The 12,779-nt window shown below is 27.7% G+C and carries 15 protein-coding genes; all 15 read right to left on the bottom strand.

All coding sequences use genetic code 11. The features are described 5' to 3' along the window. Window positions 1–147: 147 nt before the first annotated feature. The gene (locus JRV97_RS02920) at window positions 148–2,124 is read right to left on the bottom strand and encodes a peptidylprolyl isomerase (RefSeq protein WP_281000022.1); all 1,977 of its coding nucleotides are present in this window, start codon (window positions 2,122–2,124) and stop codon (window positions 148–150) included. Between the two features lie 72 nt (window positions 2,125–2,196). After that, complete coding sequence (locus tag JRV97_RS02925) at window positions 2,197–3,171, bottom strand: thiamine pyrophosphate-dependent enzyme (RefSeq protein ID WP_281000024.1); 975 nt, start codon at window positions 3,169–3,171, stop codon at window positions 2,197–2,199. 15 nt (window positions 3,172–3,186) lie between these two features. After that, complete coding sequence (gene porA, locus JRV97_RS02930) at window positions 3,187–4,356, bottom strand: pyruvate ferredoxin oxidoreductase (protein WP_281000025.1); 1,170 nt, start codon at window positions 4,354–4,356, stop codon at window positions 3,187–3,189. A 15-nt stretch (window positions 4,357–4,371) separates the two neighbouring features. Further along, complete coding sequence (locus JRV97_RS02935; protein ID WP_281000027.1) at window positions 4,372–4,680, bottom strand: 4Fe-4S binding protein; 309 nt, start codon at window positions 4,678–4,680, stop codon at window positions 4,372–4,374. Continuing rightward, window positions 4,673–5,248 carry a 2-oxoacid:acceptor oxidoreductase family protein gene (locus JRV97_RS02940; protein WP_281000029.1) on the bottom strand — a complete coding sequence of 192 codons (576 nt, stop codon included), beginning with the start codon at window positions 5,246–5,248 and terminating at the stop codon, window positions 4,673–4,675. The genes JRV97_RS02935 and JRV97_RS02940 overlap by 8 nt, the downstream gene beginning before the upstream one ends. A gap of 26 nt (window positions 5,249–5,274) precedes the next feature. Continuing rightward, window positions 5,275–6,861 carry a glycoside hydrolase family 57 protein gene (locus JRV97_RS02945; RefSeq protein ID WP_281000031.1) on the bottom strand — a complete coding sequence of 529 codons (1,587 nt, stop codon included), beginning with the start codon at window positions 6,859–6,861 and terminating at the stop codon, window positions 5,275–5,277. After that, entirely contained in the window at window positions 6,858–7,655 is a 798-nt protein-coding gene (locus JRV97_RS02950; RefSeq protein WP_281000033.1) for a DUF4912 domain-containing protein, read from the bottom strand. Before JRV97_RS02950 ends, JRV97_RS02945 begins: the two co-directional genes overlap by 4 nt. 140 nt (window positions 7,656–7,795) lie before the next feature. Beyond that, on the bottom strand, window positions 7,796–8,419 hold the full coding sequence (locus JRV97_RS02955; protein ID WP_281000035.1) for a ComF family protein: 624 nt from the start codon (window positions 8,417–8,419) through the stop codon (window positions 7,796–7,798). Beyond that, the gene (locus JRV97_RS02960; protein ID WP_281000037.1) at window positions 8,406–9,680 is read right to left on the bottom strand and encodes a HEAT repeat domain-containing protein; all 1,275 of its coding nucleotides are present in this window, start codon (window positions 9,678–9,680) and stop codon (window positions 8,406–8,408) included. The genes JRV97_RS02955 and JRV97_RS02960 overlap by 14 nt, the downstream gene beginning before the upstream one ends. Before the next feature lies 1 nt (window position 9,681). After that, on the bottom strand, window positions 9,682–10,119 hold the full coding sequence (locus JRV97_RS02965; RefSeq protein ID WP_281000039.1) for a hypothetical protein: 438 nt from the start codon (window positions 10,117–10,119) through the stop codon (window positions 9,682–9,684). Further along, window positions 10,116–10,658: a hypothetical protein gene (locus tag JRV97_RS02970; RefSeq protein WP_281000042.1), complete on the bottom strand. Its 543-nt coding sequence runs from the start codon at window positions 10,656–10,658 to the stop codon at window positions 10,116–10,118. Before JRV97_RS02970 ends, JRV97_RS02965 begins: the two co-directional genes overlap by 4 nt. 1 nt (window position 10,659) lies before the next feature. After that, window positions 10,660–10,902, bottom strand: coding sequence for a DNA-directed RNA polymerase subunit omega (locus JRV97_RS02975; protein WP_129409982.1), 243 nt, complete (start codon window positions 10,900–10,902; stop codon window positions 10,660–10,662). Window positions 10,903–10,904: 2 nt separating this feature from the next. Continuing rightward, window positions 10,905–11,528, bottom strand: a complete 624-nt coding sequence (gene gmk / locus JRV97_RS02980) for a guanylate kinase (protein WP_281000045.1) — start codon at window positions 11,526–11,528, stop codon at window positions 10,905–10,907. Continuing rightward, window positions 11,525–11,818 (bottom strand): DUF370 domain-containing protein, encoded by a 294-nt coding sequence (locus JRV97_RS02985; protein ID WP_014297016.1) that lies wholly within the window; start codon window positions 11,816–11,818, stop codon window positions 11,525–11,527. The genes gmk and JRV97_RS02985 overlap by 4 nt, the downstream gene beginning before the upstream one ends. Before the next feature lie 29 nt (window positions 11,819–11,847). Further along, window positions 11,848–12,723 carry a YicC/YloC family endoribonuclease gene (locus JRV97_RS02990; RefSeq protein ID WP_281000051.1) on the bottom strand — a complete coding sequence of 292 codons (876 nt, stop codon included), beginning with the start codon at window positions 12,721–12,723 and terminating at the stop codon, window positions 11,848–11,850. Window positions 12,724–12,779: the final 56 nt, after the last annotated feature.

A 12,779-nucleotide genomic window follows, 5' to 3' on the forward strand; every position in this document is an offset into this window, starting at 1 on the left:
AAAAATAACAAATGTATTTATATTCAATTAAATGAAATTATTCACGATTATTCTCATTAACAAGTTATTAATGAGTATTTTTTCACTTTGTAAATTTTCACAAATAAAAAACAGAGAGCCTTTTTAAGCTCTCTGTTTTTTATTATATTATTTATTTGTTGTAGTTGCTTCTGTTGTTGTTGCATTTTTTGATTCTTGATATTCCTTTTCTGCATCAGCAATCATTTTATCTATTCCAGGATATTTTGGATCAAGTTTCTTAATTTCCTCTAAATATCCTATTTTTGAAAATTTATCTTGAGAGAATGTGTCATTGAAATCAATTAATGTTTCTAATGCTTCTATTCTTGTTTCTGTTGATGCTTTTGAGAAAGCCACTCTATTTAAATTAAAGCTTATTTCTCTTAATTGCTGTCCAAAATATTGGAACATAGCATTTGCATCGATATATTTTAAATATTGTTTATATGTGTTTATTTTATTCTCTGAATATTTTAAAGCAACTTCAGGTTTTTCAGGTGCTTCCTGATAATAATAATCAATTGTTTTTGTTGAGCTTGGATATTCTGCAAATAATTCATCTAATACTTTTATTCTTTTTGATTTTAATTCATCTAATTCCTTTTGCAATTCTGTTTTACCTTTTACTATTTCTTCATCTGTATATCCTTTTAATTCATTTTTGAGATTTAAGAAATCTCTTGCATCTTCGTATTTAAATCTTTCTTTTAATAATTTTGTATATTCTTCTCCAGATACATTTTTCATTTTAGCACTAATTTCATCATATTTTTTATTTATTTCGTCAATACCTAATTTGAGAATATTTTCATCAACATCATCTTTTAATGTTAAATATTTTGTGAATTTATCTAATCTTTCACTTAAAATACTTTTTAATAAATTAGTAGCATTTATATACAGTGCCATTTCGTTAGCAGATGCATCAACAGCTAATTCTCCATTGTCAAATACTATCTTTTCAATTGAAGATATATATTCTCTTATTTTATTTTCATCTTTTGATTTTGACAATTCATTATATTCATCATATGCTTTTAAATCTTCATCAAGAAAATTCAATCCTAATTTTTCTTTTTCTTTGTATTCTTTTAACCAGGAAACAAATTTATCATTTTTTAAAGTTTTTTCAATCTCAGAATATATTTCTGGATATTTATCCATAATGTCTTCTGGCTTATTAAATACTTTTTTATCCTGTACTCTAATTATATGATATCCATAATTAGTTTTTACTGGGCCTACTAATTCTCCTACCGTAGCATTAAATGATGCATCCTCGAATTCTTTTACCATTGTATTGTGTTTAAACCATCCTAATTCTCCACCACTTGTTGCATTTGAAGTATCTTTCGAATATTTTTTTGCAGCATCTTCAAATGTAATTTCTTTATTTTTTATCATTTCCATTATTTTATTAGCAGTGGCTTCATCTGATACAAGAATATGTTGTGCTTTTACTTCTTCGTATTTGCTTTTTAAATCATTAAAATTATCTTTTAAATATTTTAAACCTTCTTCTTTGGATATATTTGAAACACTATTTTTTACTCTATCAAGGATAAATTGTGTTTTATATGCATTTTTATAGTTCGCTTTAATCAAGTTTCTTAAATTATCTTCACTTTTGTAATAATCTAAATATTTTTTCCAGTTATCAGGATTTTCTTTTAATTTTGCTATTTGATCATCAATATATTTATCAAATGCTTCTTCAACTTCTTTATCAGTTGGCATCAATCCATTGTTTTCAGCATAATATTCAATTACTTTTATGTCGAATAACTGTTTTGCTGCAGTATATGATAGCATTAACTCATCAAATACAGGATCTAATTTTTGACCATATGATGTATATTGTTGTCTCATTTGTGAAACTTCATCATTTACTTCATAATCCATTATCCAATATGGGTAATCTAATTCTGTTCCATCTTTTGTAATAATAGCTACTGCATTATCTTTTGATGGTTTATTGGAAGTTGCTTTTGCTTTGGATGCACCTAAATATGCCGCAATTGACCACCAAACAATACCAGCTGTGAATAATACTACAATTATAATTACAATTGTCTTTTCCCATTTAACAAACCAGTCTCTCATCTAAAAACCCCCTCTATTCCTGCATATTATAATAGTCTAAAAACCGGGGGAATCCCCGGTTTTTGTTTTTTATTATCTTAAATACATACCTTTTGTTACTTCCTCTAACTTTAACAATCTTTCCCATCTTGTATCTACATATTTTTGCATTTCTTCAATCATTTCTTTGTATTCTGGATGTTGTAATGCTTTTCTAAATCTTCCAATTGATTTTATGTATTCTTCTATTGGCTTAAAGTTTCTTGGTTTTCTTGTAATCTTGTATACTCCTCTATCAATTTCATATAATGGCCAATATTTTGTTTCTACAGCTAATTTTGTAACTTTAGGTCCTGTGCTTTCAGGAATTCTCCAAAATCTTACACAAGGAGCTAATACAGCAATAAATGCTGGTCCTTCATGTTTTAAACCTTTTTCAACTTTTGCCATAAAATCAAATGGATCTGATGTTGAAGCTGTTGCTGCATAAACATTTTCATGTGCTCCAATTATTTCAACAATATTTTTCTTGAATTGTACTTTACCAGTTTTTACTTTTCCAACAGGTTCAGTTGTTGCATCTGCACCTGGAGGTGTAGAACCTGATCTTTGGTTACCTGTATTCATATAACCTTCATTATCATATAAGATGTATAAGAAATCGTGTCCTCTTTCTACAGCTCCTGATAATGATTGAAGACCAATATCATATGTTCCACCGTCTCCACCAAATGCAATAAATTTAATTGGTTTATCTGTTTTCAATTTTCCTCTATTTTTCAATGATCTATATGCTGCTTCTGCACCAGAAATTGTTGCTGCAACATTTTCAAAAGCATTGTGTATATAAGGAATATTCCAAGCTGTAAATGGATATATTGTTGTAGAAACTTCTAAACATCCAGTTGCTGCACCTACTACTGGCTCATATCCTAAAGCTTTTGCTGTCATTGTTGCCCATTTTGCAACCATTGGCGCATTACATCCTGGACATAATCTATGTCCTTGTGTAAATGGCCAATCTTCTTTTTCTACCAAATTAATTAATTGTTTCATATTTACAGGCACTATTATTCACCTCCATTATTCTTTTAAACCAAGATATCTTTCTTCGTTTGGATCCAATTCACCTTTAATTGCGTCTTCAAATGGAACATGTAGCATTGTTGGTGTAACGTCTCTTCCACCCAAACCATATACATAAGTTCCCATCATTGGTCTTTCCTTTGCTTCGTATAATGCTGATTTAACTAATGAATATAATGGTGCTTCTTTACCAAATGACATTGCTCTATCAAGTACCATAACTGCTTTTCTACCATCAAGAGCTTCTAAAATTTCTTTTTTAGGGAATGGTGTAAATACCCATGGTTTTACTAATCCAGCTTTTATGCCTTTTTCCCTTAATTCATCAACTACATATTTAGCTGTTGATGCTGCAGAATTCATAACTACCATTACATATTCTGCATCTTCCATTCTATATAAATCTAAGAAGTCATATTTTCTTCCTGAAATTTTTTCATATTCTGCAAATACTTCTGGTAATGCTTTATATGCATTTTTTAAACCTTCTTGTTGTTGTCTATGGTGTTCAAAGTAATAGTCAAATAGATCTAATGGACCATGTGTAATAGGATTATCAATATCTAATAATGGATATTTTGGTTCCCATTGTCCAACAAATTCTCTTACTACTTCATCATCTAATATTTCTACACCCTCAACCCCATGAGATGTAATAAATCCATCTAAGTTAACCATAGCAGGAGTTAAAACTTCTTCCCTTTCAGCTAATTTTGTTGCAATAATTGTCATATCATATGCTTCTTGAGAATTTTCACTGAATAATTGAATCCATCCTGAATCTCTTACTGCATATGCATCTGAATGATCACCATGGATATTGATAGGTCCTGATAATGCCCTATTAACTATAGGCATAACAATAGGTAACCTCATTGATGCTGCTATATATACAATTTCAAACATTAATGCTAAACCATTAGCTGCTGTTGCTGTCATAGTTCTTGCACCAGCTGCTGCTGACCCAACAACAGCACTCATTGCTGAATGTTCTGATTCAACTGGTACCATTACTGTATCTACAACTCCATCTGCAACAAATTGTGCAAAATATTCAACTATTGGAGTTTGTGGTGTTATTGGATATGCAGCTACAACATCTGGATTAATTTGTCTCATTGCATGAGCAACTGCAGCTGCACCAGTAATTGCTAACTTTGTAGGCATTTATACTCAACCTCCTTATTTTAAAAATTCCGTTTCAGGTTTCATTGTAATTGCGTTTACAGGACATACTTCTGCACAGGTTCCACAACCTTTACAGTAATTATAATCGAAACCTAGCATTTCTGTTTTTCCATCTTCTTTTACTTTACCATTAATTGCCATATCTGGACAATATAACCAACATTGCATACAATTTATACATGCATCTTTATCTACAATAGGTCTCATTATTCTCCATGTACCTGTATTGTATTCCCTTGCTGTAGCTGGTTTATCTATTACTCCAGCAATTGGCATTTCTTTCCAGCTATCATATTTAGGCATCGCCTTTCACCTCCTGATAACCTCTTTCAACTGCTCTAATATTTGCTTCAACTACTTCAGGTCCAAATTTTTTCTCGAATGTTTTCTTAACTTTTTCTTTAACTACTTCTAGAGGAACAACGTGTGTTAATTTAACCAAAGCACCAATCATAACGGTATTTGGAATACCTCTTTTAATTTCTTCTAATGCAATGTCTGTTGCTGGAATTGTATATATTTTTCCTTTGAATCCTGTTTTTTCTCTTACTTCTTCAGGAGACATAACTGTGTTAACCAACATAAGTTTGTCTTCTGTTAATCCTGCAGTTAAATCTGGTAATCCTAACATCGTGTCATCAAATACAACAACAACATCTGGATTTTCAATACCGCTTCTTATTCTAATTGGAACATCTGCAATTCTGTTAAATGCTTTCATCGGTGCTCCTGATCTTTCAGCACCATATTCAGGGAATGCTGTAGAATATTTTCCTGCTTCTACGGCTGCTTCTGTCAAGAATTGTGAAGCACTTTTTGCTCCTTGACCAGCTCTTCCATGCCATCTGATTTCAAAATATTTTTCTGGCACTCTTATGCCCTCCTTTCAAATATTGATCACATAATGTCACTATAATCAATGTTATCAAAAATTTTATCCACCCACATATAATATTTTAACTTATTTTTTTCGATTTTTCCACTCTCAAGCATTGCATTAAGTTCAAAAAAACGTTTCACATGTGTTTTTATTCTGTTAACTGCATATTCTACTGTTGTACCCGAACTTATAATAAATGCCCAATCACTTGATTGTGCCAGCATTAGCTCTTTTATCATCAATAATATAATATTTTTTTCCTGTTCATTCCATTTTTTATTAATTTTCTTTTTCAATATTTCTACCATTTCATAAATAGCTGGATATATCCAATCATTATTGCCATTTATCCATTCTTCAAAAAAACCATTTATTCCCCATGAAGATTTTGCTGGTGTCATCATCTGAACTTCCTCTATTTCAGATAAAATATTTTGCGGATGTTTTAATTCAATATTATTAGAATTATACACATATTCTATTACTTTTTCTAAAAACATGATGCCCTCATACCACCAATGTCCAAAAAATTCTGTATCAAAAGCATATGTCATAACAGGATTTAATCCTGGATACTTTTCATTTAATTTCCTTAACTGATTTACTCTTTTTTGAACAAAATCATCTGCATCCTCTTTCACTGCAGCATATGCTTCATCAATATCATACAATAATTTATCGTACAGCTCTTTGTCTTTACCTGTAATCTTATGATATTTTATTCCAGTGTTACATCTTACACCACTTTTATCAATATAATCTTTTATATATTCATAGTCTCTATCAAATCCTATATCTCTATAAAATTCTCTATATCTTGGGTCATTTAAATATCCTGATTCTGTATCAAAAATTTCTATATTATTTTCCTTATCTCTTGAAAAAACAAACATTTTCGAATTGGTAATAACAGGATTATATACATCATAAATTGGATATGGATTTCCATATATTAATCCTTCTTTTTCAACAAAAAAGTATTCAAGGCCAAATTCTTTTAAATAATTATCAAGCCCTTCATAATACCCCATTTCCGGTAACCAAAAACCTTTAGGATAATGTCCAAAAAATTTTTTAAATGTTTCTAATCCATATTTAATTTGCATTTTTATAACTTCTGGATATTCTGAATACAATGGCAATACCGCATGAGTTGCTGACGTTGTAATTAGCTCTAAGTAACCTTTTTCTTCATATTCTTTAAAAGCATTTAATATATTTTTATTGTATTCTTTTTCAAAAATTTCCAAAATCTCTTTAAAATTATTTTTATAATAATCTGCCATTTTATGTTTTATTAATTCTTCATCCTTAGTTTTTTCGTATTCTTTTTCTGACAATTCGATAATTTTTTTTAGATATCTAATATATTTCTCCTGTAAATCTATACTATTCAACATTTCAATTAAAGTTGGAGAAAAACTCATAGTTAATTTAAAATCAATTTCTTTTCTTTCAAGATTTTTAAACATTCTAATGAGAGGAACATAAGTCTCTGTTATAGCTTCAAATAACCATCTTTCTTCCATAAATTCTTCATAGTCCGGATGTCTAACATATGGTAAGTGTGAATGTAACACAAAAAGTATTTTTCCTTTATTCATTTTTTTATCCCCCTGTTTAAGGAATACAAATTCCACACAAAAGATCCTCCACCAGATATTGGTGGTCTATCTCCTAATTGAGGTAACGTCATATTACCATTTGCTATGCTAGGAATTTTTTCTATAATATTAATATTTACTTTTTTTCTTATTTTTTTCTTTTTAGATGTTTTTACATCGTAAAAAATTATATTTTCTGAAATATTCAAGTTGTCAGAAGGCATCTTTAATTTATTGCTTCTAATCAATGGTATAAAATTCTTATCATAATCTAAATATCCTATTTCTCCTATATATTCTGTATTTGAGGATGGCACAAAAAAATAATAACTTTTATATTCTCTTAAATCATTAATAGATTCATAAATCCTATTTGCCTCATCAATTGGAAAATCTTTATTGGTTATATCATAAAATCTCATAATCATTTTGGCATTTTCTGGTATTTTATTTATTTTCTTCAATAATTCTTTTGAAAAGTTCCAGAATGCAAATATCCAGTTTGCATTAACACTAGTTATTACAAGTAAATTTTCATTAAGTAGTTCATTTTTATTCTCTACTAAATCTATCCTGCTAATTTTTGGCATTTGATATGATAATTGGTTAGTTGTATCTGTTATTAAACCTTCTTCTTTTAGCTGCAATAATTTATTTTTAATTACCTTTATTATATCTTTTTTTCTCATTGATCTTTTCAGCTTAATACCCATATTCTTTGCTATGTTTCTTAATTCCTGAATACTTGGTTCCTCATTTTCTAAAAGCCTGGAAAGTTTCTTGTCAATTATCATAATTCAACCCCCAATTAATTTTTTCCAACCTTTTAAATTGTATCATATATTTTTTTTTAGCAAACAGTAAAAATAAAAAGTATTTTAATCCTAATCTTATTTATTTAATAATAATAACATGAATTCATATTTATTAAAGGTTATACATTTTTTACATTTCTGCAAAGAATAATAGGAATAACTTCCCCTTCTATAATATTAATCGCTTCTCTGATAGTTGCTCCAGTGGTATAAACATCATCTATTAATATGTATCTTTTGTTTTTATTACTATTCCCTTCAAAAATAAATTTATTCTTCACTTGCTGTGTCCTTTCAAAGTATGATTTTGTTTCAACTTGAGCTTTTGAATATCCTTTTTGTATTTTTAAATTTTTTCTTAATGGGAATCCTGTAATTTTGGAAAATTCTTTTGCTATTAAATAAACAGGATTGTACCCTCTTATTTTTAAATGCTTTTTTGTTGATGGTATATACAATATTTCTGGAAGATCATTAAATTCAATATTATAATATTTATATGTTTTGTATATTAATTTTGCAAAAATATTTGCAAAATGTGTATTTTGCTTAAATTTAAATTCTTTAATAAGTCTTGATAGTGGTTCTTCATATAATCCTGCAAAATAAATTATTTTATTATTTTTATTTATAAATGAAGACTGAAAAAGCGAGTCTTCACAAGACTCGCAAATTAATTTTCTAAAATTTATATTTTTACCACAAACCATACATTTGTTTGGAAATAATTCATTCAAGAACACTTGGTACTACCTCAGGATTTAATTTTAATAATGTTGTTAATGCTGTTAATTTTAAATTTCCATTTTCACTTTCATCTTTTAAAATGTTATATGGTATTTCCCAAAAATTATTTGCTTTTAATATTTTCAATATACTCAAAGCATTTTTCCTCAAATTTAATGGATACATTTTATTTTCAGCAATTTTAGCTACTTCCATAAGAAATTGTTCTGCTTTTAGTTTTTTTATTATCTGTAAAGCATAATTTTTTCTTTTTACAGATAATGATTCTAAAAATTCTGGCACTTTTTCAAGAAGTGTATAATCAAGAAAATGTAAAAGGTATGAAACAGCCCCAGCTAATAATTCATCTTCCACAACATCCAATAATGTTCTTGCATAGTCAACATAATTCATATCATCCTTTTCCATTGCTAATCTAAAACCAAAATTCTTTATTTTTGATATTTCAGAATTAATGAACTTATCTACAACCCAATCCTGCACTATATCATTCCCACAAATTTTTTTACCTTTATTAACTAATTCAAATAATATTTCTATATCATCTTCTTCATCTATATTTTTTGTAAAAAATGTTTTTGAAATTTCGCAAGGTAATCCTGAAATATATTTTATTAATAATAATTTTATTTGTTTATCTGCATTTATATAAATTTCATTAAATGTATTATAGACAGTTACAGAATCATTTGATTCAAAATATCGCTTCAATATTAATTTTTTCAATGATAAAGGAACTTCTTCTGATAATATAATCTCACTAATATTATCAAACCCACTTATTAAAATTTTTATTTGTGGGTTAGGATCATCTTTAAATTTATCACTAATTTTATCCAAATCTTCAGGATAAAATTCTATAAACGAGTTTACTAATTGGAATCTTACTTTAAAATCAGGATCTTTAGCTAATGGGTATAAACTTCCAAAATCTTCACAACCTAAAGATAAATAAAGTCTTATTGCTTCTTTCCTTATTGACGGTGATATATCAGTAAACAAATCTTTTAATATTTCACAATCCAATCTTCCTAATTTTTCAAGATATTTTAATGCAGATAGTCTTACATCAGGACTATTATCTTTTAACATTTCATGCATATGTGTAATTTCTACCTTTTGTTTAGATAATTCCTGTATAGATTTAGCTTTTACAGTTGAAACTTTAGATTCTAATAATTCGAGATAGAGTCTCATATTATCATGTCTTATTTTTTCCTGTAAAATCTTATATGCTTCTATAATTGGATTTGACATTTTACCACTCCTCAGAATAAATATTTAATCCATAATTTTCTAGTTGAAATTTTAATATTTTATCCTCTTTTTCTATATCAACATTTTTGCCTATATATAAATATTCATATGTTTTTCTATTATATTCATCTACAAATACCATTTTTAAATAATTTGAATATTTTTCTATTTGTAATTTTTCTCCATTTTTACGTTCAAATTCAAAATATTTTTTATATCCTACATCTTTAAAATCAACTGTTTCAACTTTTATATCATCTCTAAAAAATCGAAATACATTTACAATGCTATTTTCTATATTTATTATATTAAAATTTATATATAAAATTTGTTTAAACATAATAATTGTCCTTGCAAATAAAGCAAGGACAATTATAGATAATATTGAAATTAAAATTAATGATATTGATGTTTCTAACATAAGATATCCTTTTTTCATCCTATTGGCTCCGAAAAGAATAGTGAAAAATCTTTTCTTCCATTTAAAAATCGAAATTGAATTTTTAAATCATCAATAAAATCTTCTGGTGGTGGAACTATATATGTTATCTTAAAAAACATATAATCTACAAGATTTGTAGAATACTCTTTTTGAGATAATGGATATCCAAATCCTGCTTTTATAGAAAAGTTTTTTTCTTTTAATTTTAATCCTGAATACATCAAAAAGATACTTCTATTTTCAGTAGCTTCTTTAGTTATTCTATCATTAAACCATGCGATACCAAAATCAATATTACTGTTATTGTTTATCTGTAAAATAGAAGTACTAACATCTATTACTGTCAAGAAATTAAAAGAGGGTGTACTAACATAAGTTATATCACTGGAAAATTCAAAATTGCTCTCTTCAAGCCCTAACATTAATGCCATATTCCAGTTATTTTCACCCGTCAATATAGTCATTCCTATATCAAAATTAATAGAAAAGATTACTAACCCAAACAAAAGAAATAAGGAAAGAAAAATTTTTTTCAAGTTATTTCACCTCAGGCTTATATTCCTCGAGTTTATCTTTATTTTTTAATCTCACATGGCCCTTTTCAATTTCTTTAAAAGCTATTGTAACTAAATTATTGTCAGAAGTTTTAACAAGTGGCTTCGCGGTTGCATCAAATCCTTCTTCTTTCAAAATTTGAACCCTTTTAGCAACCATAATAGGAACAACATATTTAAATCCTACTTTTTTCATAATTTCATCATAATTGAAATCCATCGACATGTTTATTCCTCCTCAAATTTAAAAAATGAATATTTCCCAAGGTGTTCTGTTACTCTTTCTGTTTTTATCTGTTCAGCAATAAAAATAGATATTAATTGATTTATTGCTTCGTTCAAATCTTCATTTACTATTAAATAATCAAATTCATTGATTTTTGAAAGTTCCCATTTCGCATCTGCCAACCTAATTTTTAGGTCTTTTTCTTTTTCTGTTCCTCTATTCATAAGTCTTTTCTTTAATTCAGAATAAGATGGCGGTGCTATAAAAATTAAAACTGTTTCTTTAGGCATTTTTTTTACAACGTTCAAAGCTCCTTGAACATCAATATCTAAAACGATATTCATCCCTTCATTAATTTTATCTTTTATGTACTTTTTAGAAGTTCCATATTTATGACCATGAACTTCAGCATATTCTAAAAATTCATCATTTTCAACCATTTTATCAAATGTTTTCTCATCAATAAAAAAATAATCTTTCCCATCCTTTTCACCAGGTCTCGGTGGTCTTGTTGTATATGATATAGAAAAAGAAAATCCTTCTAATTTTGACATTGCATTTTTTATAATTGAAGATTTCCCTACACCGCTTGGGCCACTCACTACGTAAAGAATACCTTTGGTCATTTAGAATATACCTCTCTCCTTATTTTTTCCAACGCACTCTCAACATCATAGAAATTCTGCATAAATCTTCCACTTATAGTTTCTGGTTGAATAGCACTTAAAATAATATGATTGCTATCTGTAATCACTATAGCTCTTGTCTTTCTTCCATATGTTGCATCTATTAATTTACCTTCTTCTTTTGCTATATCCTTTAATCTTTTTAATGGCGATGATTCAGGATTAACAATAGCGATTACCCTATCACCAATAACGACATTACCAAAACCAATATTTATTAAACCGTACACAACTTACACCTCCGATAATAAATTTATTATTAATGAATATTTTGTACCTGCTCTTTTATTTTATTCACATGTAATCTACCATCAATAGATAATGCTGTTATTTCTTTTAATTTGGATTTTGAAGCTATTGTATTAAATTCTCTATGCATCTCTTGAGCCAAAAAATCAAGATTTTGTCCCAATGACTCCAAATTTGATGAAGAAACTTCTCTAAATTTTTTCACATGCATTTTCAACCTATCGATTTCTTCTGTAATATCTCCTCTTTCCAATATAAGTGCTATCTCATATTCTAATCTTTCTTTATTATAATCTATTTCTAAATCCAGATCTTTTAATGATTCTTTTAATTTTTCTTTATAATATTCTTTCATTTTAGAAGAATGCTTTTCTATTTGAATTGTAATTTCTTCTATTTTATCAACATATCCCATTAAAACCTTATATATTTTTTCTCCTTCAGACTCTTGCGTTTCTATCGTTTTACTAATTGCTTTCAACAATACTTTTTCCAACCCATTCCATATATATTCTAAATCTTTTTCATCAATTGAATACCTCATTATCTCTTTAAATTTAATCAGCAAATCAAGGTTAGGTAAATCACTTAAATGAAGATATTGTGCAAGCTCATTTAATGCATCATAGTAAGATTTTGCAAGTGCTTTATCTATTTTTATTATATCTTTTGGCTGTAATAGTCTGATATCTATATATACATTTAGGGATCCTCTTTTAAAATGTTTTTTTAAAATATCATTCACCTTTAACTCTAAAGACGAATATATCCATGGTAAATTTGTTTTTATGTTTAAGTGTTTCCCATTTAATGATTTTATTTCTACTGTATAACTATAATTCTCGATATTTTCCTCTATTCTCCCGTAACCTGTCATACTTCTCATATTCTCACCTCTTTTTACTATACATTATACACCAAATTCTTTAAAAAATCAAAATA

The organism is Marinitoga aeolica, from assembly GCF_029910535.1.
Lineage (GTDB): Bacteria > Thermotogota > Thermotogae > Petrotogales > Petrotogaceae > Marinitoga > Marinitoga aeolica.

Bases quoted from the DNA above. Each gene is read 5' to 3' on its own strand.
- JRV97_RS02920 (WP_281000022.1), bottom strand. From the start codon at position 2,124: ATGAGAGACTGGTTTGTTAAATGGGAAAAGACAATTGTAATTATAATT.
- porA (WP_281000025.1), bottom strand. From the start codon at position 4,356: ATGCCTACAAAGTTAGCAATTACTGGTGCAGCTGCAGTTGCTCATGCA.
- JRV97_RS02935 (WP_281000027.1), bottom strand. From the start codon at position 4,680: ATGCCTAAATATGATAGCTGGAAAGAAATGCCAATTGCTGGAGTAATA.
- JRV97_RS02945 (WP_281000031.1), bottom strand. From the start codon at position 6,861: ATGAATAAAGGAAAAATACTTTTTGTGTTACATTCACACTTACCATAT.
- JRV97_RS02950 (WP_281000033.1), bottom strand. From the start codon at position 7,655: ATGATAATTGACAAGAAACTTTCCAGGCTTTTAGAAAATGAGGAACCA.
- JRV97_RS02960 (WP_281000037.1), bottom strand. From the start codon at position 9,680: ATGTCAAATCCAATTATAGAAGCATATAAGATTTTACAGGAAAAAATA.
- JRV97_RS02965 (WP_281000039.1), bottom strand. From the start codon at position 10,119: ATGAAAAAAGGATATCTTATGTTAGAAACATCAATATCATTAATTTTA.
- JRV97_RS02975 (WP_129409982.1), bottom strand. From the start codon at position 10,902: ATGTCGATGGATTTCAATTATGATGAAATTATGAAAAAAGTAGGATTT.
- gmk (WP_281000045.1), bottom strand. From the start codon at position 11,528: ATGACCAAAGGTATTCTTTACGTAGTGAGTGGCCCAAGCGGTGTAGGG.
- JRV97_RS02990 (WP_281000051.1), bottom strand. From the start codon at position 12,723: ATGAGAAGTATGACAGGTTACGGGAGAATAGAGGAAAATATCGAGAAT.